The sequence below is a fragment of the Cupriavidus sp. 2TAF22 genome, from assembly GCF_052115045.1.
Taxonomy (GTDB): domain Bacteria; phylum Pseudomonadota; class Gammaproteobacteria; order Burkholderiales; family Burkholderiaceae; genus Cupriavidus.
The window spans coordinates 359,943-381,005 of record NZ_JBFRFX010000002.1 but is presented as its reverse complement, the minus strand read 5'-3'; the positions used below and the strand labels follow the sequence as shown (position 1 = coordinate 381,005).

The window sequence follows — 21,063 nt, the reverse complement described above, 5'->3', positions numbered from 1 at the left end:
CTTCGCCGTGGCAAGGAAATACACGGGCATGGCACGGCGGCGGCAGCGCGAATAACCCCGTCTTTTACCACATCGCGTATTGTGCACCGCAAAAGAAAAAGGCCCGGCTACCTGATCGGCAGCCGGGCCTTGGCGCGCTGGCAGTGTTACTTGCCGGCCAGGACCTGAACGGGTGTCAGGCCAAGGTTGCCGTCGGCAGCGGGGTCATCCGCTTCTTCGGGCACCGGCGCGCCGATGGCGCCTTCGCTTTTGGCGACGACGGTGGTGGCAATGGCGTTGCCAAGTACATTGGTGACGGTGCGGCCCATGTCGAGCACATGGTCGATGCCCAGCACCAGCAGGATGCCCGCCTCGGGCAGGCCGAACATCGGCAGTACCGCGGCCACCACCACCAGCGAGGCGCGCGGCACGCCGGCGATGCCCTTGCTGGTGACCAGCAGCACCAGCAGCATGGTGATCTGCTGCGTGAGCGAGAGGTGGATGCCATACACCTGCGCCACGAACAACGCGGCGAACGAGGTGTACATGATGGAGCCATCCAGGTTGAACGAGTAGCCCAGCGGCAGCACGAAGCCGGTGATGCGCTCCTTCACGCCGAAGCGGCCGAGCTGCTCGATCACCTTGGGGTAGGCCGATTCGCTGCTGGCGGTGGCGAAGCCGATCATCAGCGGCGCGCGCACCATCTTGAGCAGGCGGAACACGTCGCGGCCCAGGAAGAAGTAGCCCCCGGCGATCAGCGCCATCCACAGCAGCGCCAGCGACAGGTAGACGCTGCCCAGCAGCTTGGCGTACACCACCAGCACGCCCAGGCCCTCGGCCGTGATCACCGCGGCGATGGCGCCGAACACGCCCACCGGCGCGAACGCCATCACGTAGTTGGTGACCTTCAGCATGACGTGGCCGAGGCCGTCGATGGCCGCCAGCACGGGTTTGCCCACGCCGTCCTTGACGGTGCCCAGGGCAAAGCCGAAGAACAGCGAGAACACCACGATCTGCAGGATCTCGTTGGTGGCCATGGCCTCGACGAAGCTCTTGGGGAACATGTGCGCGATGAAGTCGCGCAGGTTCAGCGCCCCGGTCTTCAGGTTGGAGGCGGCGTCGGCCGGCGGCAGCGCCAGGTTCATGCCCTGGCCCGGCGTCAGCAGGTTGGCCATCAGCAGTCCCAGCAGCAGCGAGGTGATCGACGCGGCGATGAACCATGCCATGGCCTTCAGGCCGATGCGGCCCACGGCGCGGCCGTCGCCCATGCCAGCGATGCCGCTGACCAGCGTGGCGAACACCAGCGGCCCGATGATCATCTTGATCATGCGCAGGAACACGTCGGTGAGGATGGACAGGTAGTCCGCGATGGACTTGGCGGCGGCGGGGTCCGGCGCCATGTGGTGGGCTGCCGTGCCGGCCAGCACGCCGAGCAGCATCGCAAGGAAAATCAGGGTGGGCAGTCGGTTCAGTTTCATCAGAAGTCGGGCCATGCGCCCGGCGGGTGGCCGGGCGGCTGTTTTTGCGGGGGCGGGGCTGGCAGCTTCAGGCGTGGAGCGCCGTCCCGCGGGGAGCGTCTCGCGGCCTTGCGCCGGGGACGTCAGCGATGCGGGGTCTGCAAGGCGGGCTCTGTCATTGTTTCCTCCATTGTTTTGTCGGTGCGGGCCGGCGGCGGGGCAGCCGCCCGTCAACCTGTATCTGCCGCTTGGGCGGGCGCATACATCGCACGAGCCGTGCCAGGCCGGCGGGCCTGGGGGCTGCGGCTAAGTTGCTGAAAAACAAGGGGAAATCAAAGTGATCCCGGCGCACGGTTCGGGTTTCCGTGCGTTCGGGCGGCGCGCGCGTTCGGATCTCCGAACGCGCCGGGCGGTGCGGAAGGCACCCGCCAGGGGCGGCGGGGCCGGGTGTGACGCGGGCAGCATGCTGCCCGGCGAGGGGAGGGCCGTCAGCCCTTGGTCAGCCCTTCGTCTGCCTGGTCAGCATGGTCAGCATGGTCAGCCATGAATTAGCCGCCAGTCAGCCGCCAGTCAGGCGTTATCGACCGGCAGCGTGCGGCAGCGCTCCAGGAAGTCTTCCAGCGGCATCGGCCGCCCGATCACGTAGCCCTGGGCGTAGTCCACGCCGATCGCGCGCAAGGTCTGCAGGGTCTGCTCGTCCTCCACGGATTCGGCTACCGTGAGCATGCCCAGCCGGTGCCCGATGTCGTTGATCGAGCTGACGATCTCGCGGTCGACCGCGCTGCCGGCGAGGTGGCGGATAAAGCTGCCGTCGATCTTGAGATAGTCCACCGGGAACTGCTTCAGGTACGAGAACGACGACAGGCCCGCGCCGAAGTCGTCCAGCGCCACGGTGCAGCCGGCGCTGCGCATCTCCGCCACCAGCCGGTTGGCCGCGGCCATGTTGTTGATCAGCGCGGTCTCGGTGATTTCCAGCTGGATGCGGCTGGCCGGCAGCACCGATTCGTGCAGCTCGGCATGCAGGAAGGGCAGCAGGAAGGGCTCGCCGAGCGAGTTGGCCGACAGGTTGATGGCCACCGTGAGCGCCGGCACGGCGGCCAGGCGCGCGCCGAACTCGCGCAGCACGTGGTGGATCACCCAGCGGTCCACGTGACCCATCAGGTCATAGCGCTCGGCGGCGGGGATGAAGGCGCCCGGCATCACCAGCTTGCCTTGCTCGTCCACCATGCGCACCAGGATCTCGATATGGCGGTCGGCATCCGCGGCCTCGTCGTCCTGCTGCAGCGCGCGGATTTCCTGCGCGAACAGGCGGAAGCGGTTGGCATCCAGCGCCGAGTGGATGCCCGCGGCCACCTGCAGCTCCTGGTGGTGGCGCTGCGCATCGCTTTCGTCGCGGCGGTACACCGAGACGCGGCTGCGCCCGGCCGCCTTGGCGGCATAGCAGGCCACGTCGGCGCGGCTCATCAGCTCGCCCACCGGCGGGGTCTCGTTGTCGATGGCGGTGATGCCGATGCTGGCGCCGACATCGTAGACGCGCCCTTCCCACGGGAAGCGCTGGCCGCGGATGGCATCGATGATCTTCTGGCAGACACGCTCGGCCTGGTCGACCGAGCAGTCCTTGAGCAGCAGCGCGAACTCGTCGCCGCCCAGGCGCGCCAGCACGTCGTCGGGGCGCACATGGTGGCGGATCACGTGCCCCAGCTCGCGCAGCAGCACGTCGCCGGCGGCATGCCCCGCGGTGTCGTTGACGATCTTGAAGCGGTCCAGGTCGATGAAGCACAGCGCGTGGTGCTGGTGCTGCATGCGCGCGGCCTCGCACGCCTCGCGCAGGCATTTCTCGAACCAGATGCGATTGGGCAGGCCGGTCAGCGCATCGTGCGAAGCCGAGTGCGCCAGCTCGCGCTGCAGCGCGCGCGCGCTGGTGATGTCCTGGAACACCAGCACCGCGCCGATTACCTCGCCCGTGGCGGTACGCACCGGCGCGGCGGAATCCTGCACGTCGTGGCGGTCGCCGGTCAGGCTCTGCAGCACGGCGCCGTCCTGCAGGTAGACCGGGCGCAGGGTCTGCAGGCACTGCTCCACCGGGCTCGGGATGGGCAGGTTGCTGTGCTCGTCGACGATACGGAAAATGAACTCGAGCGGCTGCCCGGCGGCGGCCTGCATGGTCCAGCCGGTGAGCTGCTCGGCGATCGGGTTCATGAACGTCACGGCCATGGCGGCATCGGTGCAGATCACCGCGTCGCCGATCGAGCGCAGCGTGATGTGCAGGCGTTCCTTTTCCTCGAACAGCGCCTCGGTCAGGTGGCGCTGCTCGGTGATATCCCAGTTGGTGCCGATCATGGACAGCGCGGTGCCGTCGTCCTGGCGCAGCACCATTGCCATGGCGCGGATATGGCGCACTTCGCCGTCGGTGCGCTGGATGCGGTATTCGGTATCGAAGGCGCGCGTGCCGCGCACCGCCTCGCGCATCTCGCTGCGCGCCTTGTCGACGTCTTCGGCATGCACCATGCCGATCCAGTGCTGGAGATCGGGCGCGCCGCCGGCGGGATCGCTGCCGTGCAATGCGTGCATGCGCGCATCCCAGGCGATCGCGCCGCTGGCGATGTTCCACTCCCAGATGCCCACGCGGCCGGCTTCCACCGCCAGTTGCGTGCGGCGCGTCAGCGCTTCGAGTTTTTCCTGCGCGGTCTTGCGATCGTCGATGTCTTCGACCTGCGAGATGAAGTGCTGCGGCGCGCCGGTATGCTCGTCGCGTACCAGCGATACCGCCAGCAGCGTCCAGCGGTAGCTGCCGTCCTTGTGGCGGAACCGCTTTTCGATGCGGTATGACTCGATCTGGCCGGCCAGCAGGCGCTCTACCTGGTGCAGGTCCGGGGCGAGGTCGTCGGGGTGCGTGATCAGCGGGAAGGGCAGGTCGAACAGCTCATTGCTCTCATAGCCGAACAGGTCGCAGATGGCGCGGTTGACCTGCAGCCAGCGACCGTCCAGGCCCACCAGCGCCATGCCGATGGCCGAATGCTCCATGGCCTGGCGAAAGCGCCGCTCGCTGCCGCGCAGTTCGCTGCGGTCCCGCCGGTTCTGCTCCAGCAGGAAGGCGATGCTGATCGGGAACAGCATGATCAGCGCGGTCGACAGTTGCACCGATTGCAGCAGGAATGGCTCGCCCGCGACCCGGCCAAGCGAGGCCGCGACCAGGCCCAGCACGACGGTGGCGGTGATCGCCAGCAGCGTGAGCAGCGCGGTGGCGAACGGGTTGGTCAGCAGCGCGGCCAGCACCAGCGGCAGCGCCATCACCACGAACGGCTCGTTGCTCTTGTACAGCGCCAGCATGCCTACCGTCAGGCTGAGCACCAGCAATGCGGCAAAGCGTCGCAGGCCGGCGCGGCCGAAGGTGTCCGCCACGCGCTCGCGCGTGACCGAGACCATCAGCGGCAGCAGCATCACCACGCCCATCGAGTCGGCGGTCCACCAGGTCCACCAGACGGCGGCGAAACCGCTGTTGTACGCGGTGGCGATGGTGGCCGCGCCGATGGTAGCGCCCACCGCCGGCCCCAGGGTGCTGGCCGCGCCCAGCGTCAGCGCGAAGCGCGCCAGCGGACCCGGCCGGCTCTGCGCCGCGCCCGCGGTCATGGTGCGCACCAGCCAGGCGGAGAAAACGATCTCGGCCACATTGCCCAGCGCGAGCGCCAGCGCGATCGCCGGCTGGTCGCCCATGGTCGCATTTGCCGCCACGCCCGCCACCAGCATGCCGGCAAGCAACCATGGCGCGTCGCGGCGGTGGTGGTGCAGCACCACGCCAAGCCCGAACGCGTTCGCCAGCCAGAGCATGGATACGTTGCCGGGATAGCGCGACACGGCGATGCCGGCCAGGGCAAGCAGGAAGAAGCCGAGGGCGGCCAGCGCCACGCGCTGCCAGCGCGGCCAGGAGGTGGGCAATGGGCGGACTTCCGATTCTGGCGTCATGTCTGCGGCTGCGGTCTGATCTAGGGGCTATGGCGGGGCTATGGCGGGGCAATGGCGGCTATTCGCGCAAGTTGCACGCGCGGCCCAGCCTAATCGGTCAATATAGCGGTCATCCGACGGCGGCACGAGCCGAGAAAAATGCCTGTGTCGCCGTTGTTCGGGCTAGCGCGCCCGGCTGATTTCATGTAGGCGACCGATGCGCCCATGGGGGTTCCATCGGCGCGCCGGCCCCCTTCGCCGCCCCGCAACCGGCCTCCGTGGCGGCTTGCGCGCCAGCGGGGCATGCCCCAGCGCGTGGCTGCCGGCTTCGGCTCGTGTCGTCCGAATCCTACAGGCGTTTCAGGCAATTCCCCGCTGAGGTGGGGGATGCCAGCACATATCGTAAAGGCGTTGGCCTGCAATGCCGGGCATTCCCCCGGCCAGGCTGGACTGCTCTGGCGCGGGCAAGCGCGGCCTGCGTGGCTGCCATGCCGGGTGTCAGTCCGTCCATGAACGATGCATCGCCATGACCATCGCCATGACCATCGCCATGACCATCGCTACCACCGCAAGGAGACCACCATGAAACGAGTCCTGATTCAAGGCGCCATCGTGCTGAGCGCCGCCGCCTTTGGCCTGCCGGCAATGGCCCAGCAAGCCCCGATCAACCAGCCCAACCCGAGCGCGCCGCCCACCGAAGGGCAGAACCAGTCTGACCGCAACATGGCCGGCGCTCAGATGGACAACAGCAGCGGCATGTCGAAGTCCGACGCCAAGTCCAAGGGCAAGAGCACCCACCGCGCCGACAAGCCGCGCCAGCAGGATGCCAATCGCGCGCCAAGCGCCGATGCGCCTTCGGGTCCGAAGGGCGACTCGCCCAGTCCGGCACCGAAGCAATAGGGCTTGCGCCGGGCCCGGGCCGGCAGCCGGTCAAGTACCGCGACTCCCTCTGCGTGCTGACCGCCGCCGCCGGCCATCCGCAACGCCCGCGGCGCGCGCAAGCGTGGCTCCCCGCCGATGCCCGACAAGATCCTGCATGGCCCGGAGCCGGGACTTGCGCTCGCCATCGCTCTCTCCATTCCCCGCTCACATTCCCCGCTCACCATTGCGCTCGCCATCCGGGCGCCAACCGAGACACGCCATGACCCAGGCCAGAGAACACCAGCCGGACCCCCGCAAGCCGCACCGCCCAGACCCGCATCCGGGCCGCGAGCACGAGCAGCGCGACCAGGATGACAAGCCAGGGCGCGACCTGCGCGACGAGAACGGCGAACCGCCATCGGCCAGGCGCCCCGGCAATCCCGACGCCAGCGAACCACCGGTGGAAGATTTCTGAGGGCTGCCGCGCAGTGCGCTGGCCACCATGGAACAAGCATCGATGAACAAGCAACAAGCAACAAGCGCAGGCGATGCGTCTCTATTTGCAGCGGTTAGCCGACCGCCCCAGCGAAGCGCCGCGCCAGGCGGCGGCCCGCCGCCATCGCTGGCTGCTCCACCCAGCGGTGCAGCAGCATGGCAAGGCCGAGCGCGAGCGCCGCGTCGATGGCGAAGCGCGCAAGCTGCCAGCCCATCTGCCCGGGTGCCAGCTCTGGCATCAGCCGCTTGACGGCCTCGATCACGGTCGGGTGCGTCAGGTAGAGCGCGTACGACAGCTCGCCCAGCCATACCAGCATGCGCGGCACGCGCAGCACGCCGGCATGCTCGGCCGCCACCGCGCCGAACAGGAGGGCGCCGGCCGGCAGGGCGCGCCCGCCCAGGCTGAATTCCGGCTCCACCAGCACCAGCGAGGCCGAGAATCCGGCCACCCCGAGCGCCAGCAACACCGTGGCCACGCCGCGCGTGAGGCGATGGCGCGTGCGCGCGTAGAGCCACGCGAGCGCGCAGCCCAGCGCGAACTCCAGCACCAGCGGGTTGGCGATCATCGACAGCCATGCCGAGGCGAACGGATAGGCATGGGCCGGATCGAGATCGACCGCGCCGAAGCGCCACCACGGCAGCGCCAGCGTGGTGACGGCGAACACGGCTGCCATCACCAGCAAGGCGCGCCGCCCGGCCAGCATCAGGCCCAGCGCGCACACCGCATAGAACGCCATCTCGTAATTGAGCGACCAGCCCACGTAGAGCGCGGGGTAGCCGAAGTAGGGCGCGTCCTGCGGCGCGCTCGGGATGAAGGCCAGCGAGGCGGCGAACAGGCCCGGGCTGACCGGGTTGAGCGTCAGCGCGTGCAATACCGACATGAACCAGTACGGCGGTGCCAGGCGGCACACGCGGCGGATCGCGAACGACAGCGTCGGTTCCGGCTGCGTGCGCGCCAGCACCGCCACCCAGGCGATGATGAAGCCGCTGATGACGAAGAACACATCCACCCCGACGTGGCCGCGCTTGATCACATTCTCGGTCAGCCAGCCTAGCAGCGGCGCATGCTCGCCGCCCAGGCGCAGGCCCGAGTGATACACCAGCACATAGGCCGCGGCCAGTCCGCGCAGGGCCTGGATGCTGTCCAGCCTGGCGGGGGCAGCGGCGACGGCGCGCGGCGCCCGCGCGCGCCGTCCGGCGGAAGCGGCAGGAAGCGACGGAAGGGCGGGCGGCTCGGGCACGGATCGGGATCGGGCGGATCTGGCGGGGGATAAGAAAGAGACGCCGGGCACCGCGCGAAGTTCGCCGCGCGCGCATCGCCAGGCCGGCGGCTGCCGGCCCGGTGCGCCGTACTGCACGTGCGCCCCCGTTTTGCACTATGCTCAGAAGGCTTTACGCGCCTGCCCCGGCGGCAGGCGCCGCGGACCGGCCGCGCCCGGCGCGCACCAGGCCAGGGCAAACAGACCCAAGGAGCTTCCCCTCATGACCACCCTAGATATCAACGGCAAGCCGTTGCAAGTCGACGTCGATCCGTCCACGCCGCTGCTGTGGGCACTGCGCGACAACCTCGGCATGACCGGCACCAAGTTCGGCTGCGGCATGGCCGCCTGCGGTGCGTGCACCGTGCATGTGAACGGCCAGCCCACGCGCAGTTGCGTGACCCCGGTGTCCGCCGCGCAGGGCGTACGCATCACTACCATCGAAGGCGTCACGGGCGACAAGGTCGGCCGTGCGGTGCTGGATGCCTGGATCAAGCATGACGTGGCGCAGTGCGGCTACTGCCAGAACGGGCAGGTCATGAGCGCGACGGGGCTGCTGCGCAACAAGAAGCACCCGACCGACGCCGACATCGACCAGGCCATGGCGGGCAACCTGTGCCGCTGCGGCACCTACCAGCGAATCCGCGCCGCCATCAAGGATGCGGCGCGCGCGCTGGCATAAGGAGAGCCACATCATGCGAATACAGAACCTGGAAGCACTTGCCGGCGGCAGCCGCCGGCAGGACCCGTCGGCACCCGCGCGCGCGGATGCCGCAGCCACATTCGACCGCCGCGATTTCCTCAAGCTCGCCGGCTTTGCCGGTGGCGGCCTGGCGCTCGGCTTGCTGCCCGTGCCGAATGCGCAGGCGCAGGAAGGCGGCGCGCCCAAGGCGCCGCCCTCGCCGCCGCAGGCCTTCGTGCTGATCGCGCCGGACAACACGGTCACGGTGGCGGTGAACCGGCTCGAGTTCGGCCAGGGCGTGCACACCGCGCTGCCCATGGCACTCGCCGAGGAGCTCGACGTGGACTGGCGCAATGTACGCGCCACGCTCGCGCCCGCCGGCGATGCCTACAAGGACCCCGGCTTCGGCATGCAGATGACCGGCGGCTCCACGGCGCTCAATCATTCCTTCCAGCAATACCGCGAACTCGGCGCGCGTGCCCGCGCCATGCTGGTGGCGGCCGCGGCGAAGCAGTGGCAGGTCGATCCCGCCAGCTGCCAGGTGGCGCAGGGCGTGGTGACTTCCGGCAGCCACCGCGCCACCTATGGGGAGCTGGCGCAGGCCGCCATGGCGCTGCCGGTGCCGCAGCAGGTGAAGCTCAAGGACCCCTCGCAGTTCAAGATCATCGGCAAGCCCACGCCGCGCCTGGACGCGCGCGGCAAGCTGGAGGCAACCACCGCCTTCGGCATCGACACCCGCCTCAAGGACATGGTGGTCGCCGTGGTGGCGCGCCCGCCGCGCTTCGGCGGCAAGGTGAAGTCCTTCAATGCCGACAAGGCGCGCGCAATCAAGGGCGTGGCCGACATCATGCTGGTGCCGGTGGACCGCGGCGGCACCGGCGTGGCGGTGGTCGCGGATGGCTACTGGCCGGCCAAGCAGGCTCGCGACGCGCTCGAGATTGTGTGGGAAGACGCGGGCTCCACCGTCTCCACCAAGGCCCTGTTCGCGCAGTACAAGGCGCTGGCCGCGCAGCCGGGCACGGTGGCGGTGCAGGCCGACCTGGGTGCCATGTCGGGCGCGGCGCGCACCATCGAGGCGGACTATGAGTTCCCCTACCTGGCGCACGCGCCGATGGAGCCGCTGAACTGCACCATGCAGGCCGAGGTGACGGGCAAGACGGTGCAGTCGGTCAAGGTCTGGGTCGGCTCGCAGTTCCAGACCGTGGACCAGGCCGCCATCGCGCGCGTGCTGGGCCTGAAGCTGGACAAGGTCACGCTCAATACCATGATGGCCGGCGGCGGCTTCGGCCGGCGCGCGGTGCCCACTTCCGATTACCTGGTCGAAGCCGCCAACGTGCTGCAGACCTGGGTCAAGAACGGCCATGACGAGCCGCTCAAGGTGATGTGGAGCCGCGAGGACGATATCCGCGGCGGCTACTACCGGCCGCTGCACGTGCACCGGGCCCGTATCGGCATCGATGCGAAGGGGCAGGTGCTGGGCTGGCAGCACACCGTGGTGGGCCAGTCCATCCTCAAGGGCACGCCGTTCGAGGCCTTCATGATCAAGGGTGGCGTGGACGCGACCATGACCGAAGGCATCGTCGAGAACGACTACGGTTTCCCGCTGCAGCTCTCGGTGCACCATCCGCAGGTGGACGTGCCGGTACTGTGGTGGCGCTCGGTCGGCAATACGCATACGGCCTTCGTCAAGGAGACGCTGGTCGACGAGATCGCAGTCAACGCGCGCCAGGATCCGGTGGCGTACCGGCTGTCGCGGCTGGACGCGGGCAAGCACGCGCGCCATCGCGCGGCGCTGCAGCTGGCGGTGCAGAAGTCCGGTTACGGCAAGCGCAAGTTGCCCAAGGGACAGGCCTGGGGCGTGGCCTTGCACGAGTCGTTCAACACCGTGGTGGCCTACGTGGTGGAAGTGTCGCTGGTGAAGAACCAGCCGCGCGTGCACCGCGTGACGGCTGGCGTGCATGCCAACCGCGTGGTCAACCCGATGTCCGCCGAGGCGCAGATCCAGGGCGCCTGCGTGTTCGGGCTGGCGATGATGCGGCCGGGCTTCGCCATCGAGATCGAGAATGGCGCGGTAAAGAACAGCAACTTCCCCGACTATCCGCCGCCGCGCATCACCGATGCGCCGGTGGTGGACGTGTTCTTCGTGCCGTCGGAGGACAACCCCACCGGCCTGGGCGAACCGGGTGTGCCGCCGATCGCCCCGGCGGTGGCCAACGCGCTGTTCACGCTCACCGGCAAGCGCCAGCGGCAACTGCCCTTCGTGCTGGCCTGAGCAGCGGGCAGGCGCGCGGCGCGCTCAGTGCGCGCCGTCGCCGCCGCCCGCGCGCCATGCCTGCGTGAAACGCAGCAGGTCTTCGGCGGAGGCATCGGTGATGGCGGCATAGCGCATGCCATCGCTGTCCCAGCGCGCAAGCTGGTAGCCCTGGTGCGCCTCGATCGCGGGCGCGGCGACGCTCGCGCTGCCCGCCTTGCCCTCTTTTTCCCCGTCTGCCAGCGGCACGACGAAGACATCGATCGGATGCTGGTTGCGGCGGTACACCAGCACCGCCACCGCGCGTCCGTGCACATAGTCCAGGCGGCCGCCCGTCAGCGGGAAACCCTGCGCGGCCAGGTCCCGGACCGGCGGCGCGTAGTCCAGCTTGCCGTTGAACCAGGGCTTGACCGTGTGGCGGTCCGAAGAAGCCACGTCGATGGCGTGGCCGGAGATCAGCGCGCGCACATGACTGGTGACCATCTCGCGCTCCACGGTCGGCTCGCCGGCGTCACGCAGCGCGAACTGCGCCATGCCGATGCCGAGCGCTGCCACGGTCACCGCCGCCATGGCGGCATTGGCGGCCGGGCCCCATGCAAAGTAGCGGCGCAGCGCCTGCCACCAGCCGGCGGGGGCGTGCCGGTCCCGTGGCAGCGCCGCGGCACTGTCGTTTTCCGCGGCTTCGTCCAGTGCCGCCTGCAGCCGGTGGCGCAGCGCGGGGCTGGCGCGGTGATAGGGCGCTTGCGCGCGCAGCGCGGTGCGCAGTTCGCGCAAGTGCGCCAGCTGCGCGCTGCAGGCGTCGCATTGCGCCAGGTGGCGTTCCACGGCGAGCGTATCGCTGACGCCGAGCTCTGCGTCGGCGCAGGCTTGCAGCAGCATCCTCGTGTCATTGCAGTCCATGGCCTGTCTCCCCGGCACCCAGCGGCGGCGCCACGTTCGTGCCCGTTGCGGTGGCGCGCTCCGCCTGCGCGCCGTGCGCCTGCCGGGCGCGCAGCGCCAGCACCGCGGCCGCCAGCAGCTTGCGCGCGCGCGCCAGGCGCGACATCACCGTGCCCAGCGGGATCTCGGCAATGGCGGCGATATCGCGGTAGGGCAGGTCCTCCAGTTCGCGCAGCACCAGTACCTCGCGGAAGGCCAGCGGCAGCTGTTCCAGCGCGAGGTGCAGCAGGCGCACATCCTCGGCGCGCAGCAGCCATTGCTCGGGGCTGTCGCCGTGGCCGTCCTGCCAGCCGGGCAGGGCATCGCCGTCGAAGTGCGCATCGTCGTAGCCGGCGCTGTCGCCCTGGCCGGGCTGCAGCCGCTTGCGCCACGCCGTGAACCAGGTGTTGCGCACGATCGCCAGCAGCCAGGCGCGCGGCTGGTCGCCGCGGAAACTGTCGAAAAAGCAGAACGCGCGCAGGCAGGCTTCCTGCACCACGTCGTCTGCCTCGGTGCTGCTGCCCGACAGCCAGCGCGCCAGGTTGTAGGCGGCGTCGAGATGCGGCAGCACGAGTTCGTCGAATCGGCGGCGTCGGTCGGCAGCGTTCACGTCACTCCTTTGGCCGGGCGCGCGGCGGGGCATCGTCCTGTCCCGTCGCGCCAAATCCGTATACCGAAGATGCGTCGAGTTTATTCCCGCTTTTCGCGCCCGGGGCAAAAAATAAAATCGGCCCGCGGCGGGAATAAAGGCGCGGAGGCGACGGTATGACAGGCATCCCCACAAGCCCCGCAATCAATCATGGAGGGTGCCGAAATGCAGCAACGATCATGGAAGCGGCGCGATTTTCTTGGCCTTGCCGCCTGCGCCGGCGGCGCGGTATTCGCGCAGGCCTTGCCCGGCTGGGCCGCCGGCCGCGACGAGACGTTTTACTTCGTGCAGTTGTCGGACGCGCACTGGGGCTTCCAGGGCCCGCCCAACCCCGACGCGCGCGGCACGCTGCCCAAGGCGGTGGCGGCGGTCAACGCGCTGCCGCAGCCACCGGATTTCCTGATGTTCACCGGCGACCTGACCCACACCACCGACGATCCCGCCGAGCGGCGCCGGCGCATGCGCGAGTTCAAGGCCATCGTCGCCGGGCTCAAGGTGCCGGTGGTGCATCTGATGCCGGGCGAGCACGATGCCAGCCTGGACGAAGGCGCCGCCTACCAGGAACTGTTCGGCCCCACGCACTATGTGTTCGACCACAAGGGCATGCATTTCATCGTGCTCGACAACGTCTCCGACCCGGCCGGCCGCGTCGGCGCCGCGCAGCTCGACTGGCTGGCCGCCGATCTCGGGCGCCAGCCGCGCGACGCGCGCATCGTGGTGTTCACCCACCGCCCGCTGTTCGATCTCTATCCCCAGTGGGACTGGGCCACGCGCGACGGGGCGCAGGTGATCGAGCGCCTGATGCCCTATCCCAACGTGACGGTGTTCTACGGCCATATTCACCAGGAGCATCACCACATGACGGGCCATATCGCCCATCACGCGGCGCGCTCGCTGATGTTCCCGCTGCCCCCGGCGGGCTCGCAGGCGCAGCGCCTGCCGGTGCCCTGGGACCCGGCCCAGCCATACAAGGGCCTGGGCTGGCGCGAGGTCCAGGCCGCGCGTGCCGGCGGCGAGTTCGGCATCGAGGAGAAACCCGTGGCGGCCTGAGCCGTCCCGACGTGCGTACGGCGCATTCATGCAAGGAGACTGGTCATGCAGGTATCGGCGAAGGAACGGGAACGCGCAGGGGAGCGAGCGAGGGAGCAGGCCGGGGAGGGGCTGAGCCGCCGGCGCGCGCTGTGCTGTCTGCTTGTGCTGGCGGGCAGCGCCCCGCTGCTGCGCAGCACGGCCGCCGCGCCGCGCGTGATCAAGGTGCACGCGCGCAAGTTTATCTTCACGCCGGACCGCATCGCGCTGCGCGCGGGCGAGCCGGTGGTGTTCGAACTGACCGCGCAGGATGTGGTGATGGGCTTCAGCGTGCCGGACCTGGGCGTGCGCGCCGACCTGCCGCCGGGCAAGGTGGTGCGGGTCTCTGCCACGCCGGCCAAGGCGGGCACGTTCGGCTTCCTGTGCGACATCTTCTGCGGCTCGGGGCACGAGACCATGAACGGCGTGATCGAGGTCACCTGAGCCCGGTTCTCCACGGGCAGGTGCGGCAATCGCGCGCGAGGCCGCCGCGCCGGACTTCCCGGCAAGGCGAAGGCCCGCCCCGTCCTGCGCTCAGTCGCCCTCGCCGCCTGCCAGCACTCGCTCGTTGCCACTCCCGGGCTCGGCAGGCGGCACGGGGCCGGCCTTGCGCCTGGCCTTGCGCGCCTTGCGTTCCATGTACCAGTAGTGCGCCCGGTCCAGGTACAGGTACACCACCGGCGTGGTGAACAGCGTCAGGGCCTGGGACAGCACCAGCCCGCCCACCATCGCATAGCCCAGCGGCCGCCGCAGCTCCGAGCCCGCGCCATGCCCCAGCATCAGCGGCAAGCCTGACAGCAATGCGCACATGGTCGTCATCATGATCGGGCGGAAGCGCAGCAGGCAGGCCTGGTAGATGGCTTGCTCGGGCGGCATGCCGTGGTCGCGCTCGGCGGTGAGCGCGAAGTCCACCATCATGATGCCGTTCTTCTTGACGATGCCGATCAGCAGGATGATGCCGATCAGCGCGATCACGCTGAGATCGTAGCCGCCCGCCAGCAGGATCAGCAGCGCGCCCACGCCGGCCGACGGCAGCGTGGACAGGATGGTGAGCGGGTGGATATAGCTCTCGTACAGCAGTCCCAGCACGATATACACCGCGATCAGCGCGGCGGCGATGAGGTAGGGCTGCGACGCCAGCGATGCGCCGAAGGCCTGCGCTGTGCCCTGGAACGAGCCGCCCAGCGTCTGCGGGCGGCCCATGCCGGCCAGGGCGGTGTTGATGGCCTTGACCGCGTCGCCCAGCGCCACGTCCCTGGCCAGGTTGAAGGAAATGGTGACGGCGGGGAACTGCCCCTGGTGGCTGATCGAGAGGTAGGCGGTGCTGTTGGTGTCGATCTTGACGAAGGTGGACAGCGGCACCTGCTCGCCGGTCAGCGGCGAGGTGACGTAGAGCCTGGAGAACAGGCTGGGGTCTTCCTGCAGCGCCGGCGTGGCTTCCAGGATCACGTGGTAGCTGTTGATCTGCGTGAAGTACTGGGCCACCTGGCGCTGGCCGATGGCGTCGTACAGCGTGGCGTCGATCAGGGCCGGCGTGATGCCGAAGCTCGATGCCCGTGCCCGGTCGATGGTCAGGCGCGCGGCGGCGGCGGCGTTCTGCTGGTCGGAGGCCACGTCGGTCAGCTCGGGCAGGCCGCGCAGGCGCTCCAGGATGCGCGGCGCCCACTGGTTGAGCTCGTCCAGGTTGGCGTCCACCAGCGTGTACTGGTACTGCGTGCGCGACAGCCGCCCGCCCACGTTGATGTCCTGGCCGGCCTGCAGGAACAGGTTGGCGCCCTGCACCTGGGCCAGCTTGGGCCGCAGGCGTGCGATGACCTCGTCGGCCGAGACGGTGCGGCCTTCATCCTTGGGGCGCAGGCTGATGAAGAAGTTGCCGGTGTTGATGGTGTTCTGGCCGCCGGTCATGCCCACCGCGGCCACGTCCGGATCGGCGCGCACGATATCGGCGAGCTGCACCATGCGCGCGTTCATCGACTTGAACGACGCATCCTGCGCGGACTCCGCGATGCCGAACATGAAGCCGGTGTCCTGCTGCGGGAAGAAGCCCTTGGGGATGTAGATGAACAGCGCTACCGTGGTGGCCACCGTGAGGATGAATACGCACAGGGTGACGAACTGGTGGCGCATCACCACGTCCAGCCCGCGCTTGTAGGCCCCGAGCATGCGGTCGAAGCCGCGCTCGAACAGCTGGTACAGGCGGCCGTGCTCGTGCCCGCGTGGCGGTGTCAGGTAGCGCGAGCACAGCATCGGCGTGAGCGTGAGCGAAACGATCACCGACACCACGATGGTGAGCGTCACGGTGACCGCGAACTCGCGGAACAGCCGGCCCACGATGCCACCCATCAGCAGCAGCGGAATGAACACCGCTACCAGCGAGACCGAGATCGACACGATGGTGAAGCTGATTTCGCTGGCGCCCTTGAGCGCGGCCTCCATCGGCGCCATGCCTTCTTCCACGTGCCGGTAGATGTTCTCCAGCATCACGATGGCGTCGTCCACCACGAAGCCCACGGCGATGGTGAGCGCCATCAGCGAGAGGTTGTCGCGGCTGTAGCCGAGCAGGTACATGCCGCCGGCGGTGCCCATCAGGGCCAGCGGCACGGTGACGCTGGGGATCACCGTGGCCGCCACGTTGCGCAGGAAGACGAAGATGATCATCACCACCAGCGCGATGGTCAGCACCAGCGTGAATTCCACGTCCTTCACCGAGGCGCGGATGGTCTGGGTGCGGTCGGCCAGCGTGTTGACGTTGACCGTGGGCGGGATGGCGGCCTGCAGGCGCGGCAGCGCGGCGCGGATGCGGTCCACGGTCTCGATCACGTTGGCGCCGGGCTGCTTGGTGATGGCGAGGATGATGGCGCGCCCGTTGTGGAAGGTGTTGCCGGCCGGCGCGGCGGCGCCGGCAAAGCCCCAGCCCGCCAGCTTGGCGTTTTCCGGGCCGTCCACTGCCACGCCCACGTCGCGCACGCGCACGGGCGCGCCGTTGCGGTAGGCCAGCACCATGTCGTTCCACGCGGCGGCCTTGGTGAGCTGGTCGTTGGTGTAGACGTTGAAGGCCTTGGTGCGTCCGTCGGTGCTGCCGGTGGGCTGGTTGACGGTGGTGGCGGCGATCACGCCGCGCACGTCTTCCAGGCTCATGCCCATCGAGGACAGCTTCTGCGGGTCCACCTGGATACGCACCGAAGGTTTCTGCTGGCCGCCGATATTGACCAGGCCCACGCCGGAGATCTGCGATATCTGCTGCGCCAGCACGTTGTCGGCGAAGTCGTTGACCTCGGTCAGCGGCAGCGTGTCGGACTGCACCGCCAGCACCAGGATCGGCGAGTCGGCCGGGTTGATCTTGCGGAAGGTCGGGGGCGTGGGCAGGTTGCCCGGCAGCTGGCCGCTGGCGGCGTTGATGGCGGCCTGCACGTCCACCGCGGCGGCGTCGATGCTGCGGTTGAGGTCGAACTGCAGCGTGATCTGTGCGTTGCCCTGCGCGCTGGTCGAGGTCATCTGCGTGAGCCCGGCGATCAGCGAGAACTGGCGCTCGAGCGGCTGCGCCACGTTCGATGCCATGGTTTCCGGGCTGGCCCCGGGCAACGTGGCCGATACCTGGATGGTGGGGAAGTCCACCTGCGGCAGCGGCGCGATCGGCAGCAGCGGCCAGGCCGCCACGCCCACCAGCAGCAGCGCCAGCGCCAGCAGCGAGGTGCCGRTGGGGCGTTTGATGAAGGTGGCGGAAATGCTCATGGCCGTGCGTTCCCGGCGCCGCCCGGGGTGGCGGGCGCAGGCGGCGCGGCGCCGGCGCCGGCGCTGGCCACGGTGGCCGCGGGGGTCGCAGGGGTAGCGGGCGAGGCGGTTTCATTCACCCGCGCGCCCGGCTTGAGCTTGTACTGTCCGTCCACCACCACGCGCTCGTCGGCGGCCAGGCCCTTGGTCACGATGGCGCGGGCGTCCTGGATCTCGGCCACCTCGATCGGCCTGGAAGCCACGGTATGGTCCGCCCGCACCACGTAGACGTAGGTGCTCGACTGGCCGCGCTGCACGGCGGAGGCGGGAATGGTCAGTGCCTGTTCGCGCTCGCCGAGCACCAGCCGTGCGTTGACGTACTGGCCTGGCCACAGCGTGTGCGCGGGATTGGGAAAGCGGGCCTTGAGCTGGATCGTGCCCGAGGTGGTGTCGATGGTGTTGTTGAGCAGGATCAGGCTGCCGCGGCCCAGCAGCTGGCCGCTGCCGCGCTCGCTGGCCTCCACTGCGAGTGGCGTGCGGCTGCCCTGGATAGCCTGGTTGATGCGCTGGAATTCACTCTCGGGTAGCGTGAAGACCACGTCGATGGGGTCGATCTGGCGGATCACCACGATGCCGCTGGCGTCAGCCGCGTGGACGATATTGCCCGGGTCGACCAGGCGCGCGCCCACGCGCCCGGACAGTGGCGCGTTGATGGTGGTGTAGTCCAGCTGCACGCGCGCGGCGTTGACCAGCGCTTCGTCGTTCTTTATCGCGGCGGCCAGCTGCGCCACCTGCGCGCGCTGGGTGTCCAGCGTCTGCTCGGTGGTGGCGTTCTCCTGGATCAGTCCCTCGTAGCGCTTGAGGTCGAGCCTGGCGTTGGCGAGCTGCGCCTCGTCGCGCATCTTCTGCGCCTGGGCCTGCTGCAGCTGGGCCTGGAAGGTGCGCGGGTCGATCTGCGCCAGCAGCTGGCCGGCCTTGACGTCCTGGCCTTCGACAAAGCCCACGCGGTCGAGCTGGCCGTCCACGCGCGGCTTGACCGTGACCGTGGCCATGGCCTGCACGGTGCCGACCCCGCCCAGGCCGATCGGCACGTCCTCGCGCCTGACCAGCGCGCTGGAGACCGACACCGCGGGCGCGGGCGCGGCCGCCTGCCGCGGCGCCATCATGCGCTTGAGCGGCCCGATGGCGAACCAGGCCAGCGCGGCCAGCACGAGTATGGCGAGGCCGATCAGGAAGGGGTTGCGGCGGGAGGGCTGGGTCGCCATGGAATGCCTTGGGAAGTGGTGTGCCTGTGCGGTTCAGGGTTGGGCCGGGGCGCCTGCGCTGCCGGCGGGGGCGAGGGTGGCCGGCGCGTTGCCGGCCGCGCCGGGACTGGCCGGGCCGGACGGGGTGGCGGGGGGCATGGCGGACGGATCGGCCATGGCCAGCGCCGCGCTGCTCCAGCCGCCGCCGATTGCCTTGATCAGGCCCACGCTGGCGGCGAACTCGCGGCCACGCAACTGGATGGCGGTACGTTCATTGGACAGCGAAAGGGCCTGTGCCGTTACCACCGCCAGATAAGATGCCGTGCCGGCGCGGTATTGCGCCAGGCTCACGCGCTCGGCCACGCGGGCGGCGTCCACCGCGCGGTCCTGCACCACCACTTCCTGGTCGAGCACGCGCAAGGCCGAGAGGTTGTCCTCCACTTCCTGCAAGCCGTTGAGCACGGTCTGCCGGTACGCTGCCGCCGCGCCGTCGTAGGCCGCCACCGCCTGGTCATTCTGCGCGTTGCGCAGGCCACCGTCGAAGATGGTGCCCGCCAGCGCCGCGCCGAGCGACCACACGCGCCCCGGCGGGCCGAACCAGTTGGCCAGGCTGCCGCTGCTGGCGCCGCCCACGGCGGACAGCACCAGCGAAGGGAAATACGCCGCGCGCGCCACGCCGATGTTGGCGTTGGCCGCGGCCATGCGGCGTTCGGCGGCGGCGATGTCGGGGCGGCGCTCCAGCAGCGCCGAGGGCAGGCCCGGCGGCACCACGAGCGGGCGCATGGCGAATGCCGCGGGCGGCAACGCGAACTGCGCCGGGGCGAGGCCGAGCAGCACCGCGATGGCATGCTCGAGCTGGTTGCGCTGCACCTCCAGGTCGATCGCCTGCGCGCGCGCCGATTCCAGCGTGACCTGGGCCAGCGCCACGTCGCCCGAGGTCGCCACGCCGGCGCGGAACTGGCTCTGGGTGAGCTTGAGCGATGCCTCGTACGCGGCCAGCGTGCGGGCGTAGAGCGCCTCGAGCACGTCGGTCACGCGCAACTGGATATAGTCCTGCACCAGTTCGCCCTGGATGGTCAGGCGGGCCGCGGCAAGGTCGGCGGCGCTGGCCTGCGCGTTGTCGCGGGCGGCTTCGATGGTGCGCCGCACCTGGCCCCACAGGTCGACCTCCCAGCTGGCATCGAGGCTGGCCGAGTGCGTGTTGGACACGGTCTGGATGCCCAGCGTGTTGGTGCGCGCGCGGCCTGCCGACACGGCGGCGCCCAGGGTGGGAAACAAGCCGGCGCGCGCGCCCTGCGCCAGCGCGCGCGCCTGCCGGTATTGCGCCTCGGCCTGGCGCAGGCTCTGGTTGGCTGCGTTGGCCTGCACGACCAGTTCATTCAGGCGGGCGTCGTCGAAGCCGCTCCACCAGTCCTGGCTCAGGTCCACCGGGCGCGGCTCGGCGATCTTCCATTGGTGGTCGGGCGGCGTGGCCTCGCGAAAGGCCGCGGGCGTATCGGGCGGCGGACGCTGGTAGTCCGGGCCGACGGCGCAGCCGGCCAGCCAGGCGCAGGCCATGGCGATGCCGAGCACGCGCGTTGGAAGCGGGCGCGCGGTGATCATGCGGGGGAGCGACGTTCGGGCGTCATGGACGGGCCTTCGTGGTGATGCCGGTTTCCTGCACTGTCTAGCCTTGCCTGGCGATGTGCCGGCGGGGGCGGGGAAGCGTTCCAGGCATGCATGGAGGCGCGCCGCCGCGCATTGCCGCGAGGCTGTCCTATGGCAAGGATAGTGCGGGCCTGAAAGCGGTGTAATGCGCGGCGCATTACCGAATATTTCACTGGCTTACGCTGGTCCGCCTGGCGCGCGCTGCCAGGTGCGGCCTGGAATACATCGCGTCGGGCCGCGCGGGGGGCGGCGGCCAAGCTGTTACCGGATCTTGCCGGCAAGCCGGCCTCGGCATTGTGCGGTGCGCAAGGCCGCGCCGCCGCCGTGCCGGCGGAGGAAGCCCGGCGGACGTTTCTCGTGCGCGCAGCGGCGCCGCCGGCGCGCAGGGCGGATGCGGCACGCTGTTGTAATCTGGTGTAATCGTGCGGCGGCGCGCGCCCGCAGGTTGCATTTGCCTGGAGTGCCGCGTAGAAAGTAGGTGTCGGGCGGCGCAGCGGGAGGGCTGCGGCAAACCGGGCGGCCGGCCGGCGCACACAAGACCATCTGGACGACGAGCGGGAAGGCGTGGCCATGGAGACAGATCAAGAAAGCACACTGACCTATGCACTGCTGGCGGAGCCGGCGCGCGCCGCGATCTGCCGTGCGCTGCTGGAAGCGGGCGAGGAGGGCATGCCCGCCTTCGACCTCGCCGGCATAGCCGGGCTCAACCTGGCGCGGGCCAGCCATCATTTCCGCGAACTGACGCAGGCCGACGTGCTGGCCCTGATCATCCGCGACCGGCAGGTCATCTACGCGCTCAAGGCGCGCCGTGCCGTGCGCATGGCGCTGGAGTATCTGGACGCCAGCGGACTGTAGCCCGGGCGGGCGGCGCTGCCCCGTATAATTCCGCGCTTGCGAGCC

The 21,063-nt window shown here is 69.6% G+C and carries 15 protein-coding genes; 7 read left to right on the top strand and 8 right to left on the bottom strand.

The features are described from left to right. Positions 1–146 precede the first annotated feature (146 nt). Both AB4Z48_RS04255 and AB4Z48_RS04250 read right to left on the bottom strand, forming a co-directional pair. Positions 147–1,457, bottom strand: a complete 1,311-nt coding sequence (locus AB4Z48_RS04255; protein ID WP_441612618.1) for a dicarboxylate/amino acid:cation symporter — start codon at positions 1,455–1,457, stop codon at positions 147–149. Positions 1,458–2,006: 549 nt separating this feature from the next. Further along, positions 2,007–5,399 carry a diguanylate cyclase gene (locus AB4Z48_RS04250; protein WP_441612617.1) on the bottom strand — a complete coding sequence of 1,131 codons (3,393 nt, stop codon included), beginning with the start codon at positions 5,397–5,399 and terminating at the stop codon, positions 2,007–2,009. A 561-nt stretch (positions 5,400–5,960) separates the two neighbouring features. On the opposite strand from AB4Z48_RS04250, the gene AB4Z48_RS04245 reads away from it, so the two are divergent. Both AB4Z48_RS04245 and AB4Z48_RS04240 read left to right on the top strand, forming a co-directional pair. Continuing rightward, on the top strand, positions 5,961–6,278 hold the full coding sequence (locus AB4Z48_RS04245) for a hypothetical protein (protein ID WP_441612616.1): 318 nt from the start codon (positions 5,961–5,963) through the stop codon (positions 6,276–6,278). A gap of 241 nt (positions 6,279–6,519) precedes the next feature. Next, positions 6,520–6,714, top strand: a complete 195-nt coding sequence (locus AB4Z48_RS04240; RefSeq protein ID WP_441612615.1) for a hypothetical protein — start codon at positions 6,520–6,522, stop codon at positions 6,712–6,714. Positions 6,715–6,808: 94 nt separating this feature from the next. Here AB4Z48_RS04240 and AB4Z48_RS04235 read toward each other — a convergent pair whose 3' ends face one another. Further along, a complete protein-coding gene (locus AB4Z48_RS04235; protein ID WP_441612730.1) occupies positions 6,809–7,882 on the bottom strand; it encodes an acyltransferase family protein in 1,074 nt (357 codons plus the stop codon). A 334-nt stretch (positions 7,883–8,216) separates the two neighbouring features. Here AB4Z48_RS04235 and AB4Z48_RS04230 point away from each other — a divergent pair, with 334 nt between their 5' ends. Then, a complete protein-coding gene (locus tag AB4Z48_RS04230) occupies positions 8,217–8,675 on the top strand; it encodes a (2Fe-2S)-binding protein (protein WP_441612614.1) in 459 nt (152 codons plus the stop codon). Between the two features lie 13 nt (positions 8,676–8,688). Continuing rightward, entirely contained in the window at positions 8,689–10,947 is a 2,259-nt protein-coding gene (locus AB4Z48_RS04225; RefSeq protein WP_441612613.1) for a molybdopterin cofactor-binding domain-containing protein, read from the top strand. 24 nt (positions 10,948–10,971) lie between these two features. On the opposite strand, the gene AB4Z48_RS04220 is transcribed toward AB4Z48_RS04225, so the two are convergent. Beyond that, positions 10,972–11,826, bottom strand: a complete 855-nt coding sequence (locus AB4Z48_RS04220) for an anti-sigma factor family protein (protein ID WP_441612612.1) — start codon at positions 11,824–11,826, stop codon at positions 10,972–10,974. Continuing rightward, complete coding sequence (locus AB4Z48_RS04215; protein ID WP_441612611.1) at positions 11,813–12,454, bottom strand: RNA polymerase sigma factor; 642 nt, start codon at positions 12,452–12,454, stop codon at positions 11,813–11,815. The genes AB4Z48_RS04220 and AB4Z48_RS04215 overlap by 14 nt, the downstream gene beginning before the upstream one ends. 204 nt (positions 12,455–12,658) lie before the next feature. On the opposite strand from AB4Z48_RS04215, the gene AB4Z48_RS04210 reads away from it, so the two are divergent. Then, on the top strand, positions 12,659–13,543 hold the full coding sequence (locus tag AB4Z48_RS04210) for a metallophosphoesterase family protein (RefSeq protein WP_441612610.1): 885 nt from the start codon (positions 12,659–12,661) through the stop codon (positions 13,541–13,543). 45 nt (positions 13,544–13,588) lie between these two features. Continuing rightward, positions 13,589–14,005 (top strand): cupredoxin domain-containing protein, encoded by a 417-nt coding sequence (locus AB4Z48_RS04205; RefSeq protein ID WP_441612609.1) that lies wholly within the window; start codon positions 13,589–13,591, stop codon positions 14,003–14,005. Positions 14,006–14,095: 90 nt separating this feature from the next. On the opposite strand, the gene AB4Z48_RS04200 is transcribed toward AB4Z48_RS04205, so the two are convergent. The 3 genes from AB4Z48_RS04200 to AB4Z48_RS04190 are packed head-to-tail and all read right to left on the bottom strand — an operon-like array spanning position 14,096 to position 20,118. Next, positions 14,096–17,293, bottom strand: a complete 3,198-nt coding sequence (locus AB4Z48_RS04200; protein WP_441612608.1) for an efflux RND transporter permease subunit — start codon at positions 17,291–17,293, stop codon at positions 14,096–14,098. Then, positions 17,290–18,537 carry an efflux RND transporter periplasmic adaptor subunit gene (locus tag AB4Z48_RS04195; RefSeq protein WP_441612607.1) on the bottom strand — a complete coding sequence of 416 codons (1,248 nt, stop codon included), beginning with the start codon at positions 18,535–18,537 and terminating at the stop codon, positions 17,290–17,292. The genes AB4Z48_RS04200 and AB4Z48_RS04195 overlap by 4 nt, the downstream gene beginning before the upstream one ends. A 33-nt stretch (positions 18,538–18,570) precedes the next feature. After that, positions 18,571–20,118 (bottom strand): efflux transporter outer membrane subunit, encoded by a 1,548-nt coding sequence (locus AB4Z48_RS04190; protein ID WP_441612606.1) that lies wholly within the window; start codon positions 20,116–20,118, stop codon positions 18,571–18,573. A gap of 615 nt (positions 20,119–20,733) precedes the next feature. On the opposite strand from AB4Z48_RS04190, the gene AB4Z48_RS04185 reads away from it, so the two are divergent. Beyond that, positions 20,734–21,018 (top strand): ArsR/SmtB family transcription factor, encoded by a 285-nt coding sequence (locus AB4Z48_RS04185; RefSeq protein ID WP_441612605.1) that lies wholly within the window; start codon positions 20,734–20,736, stop codon positions 21,016–21,018. Positions 21,019–21,063 lie beyond the last annotated feature (45 nt).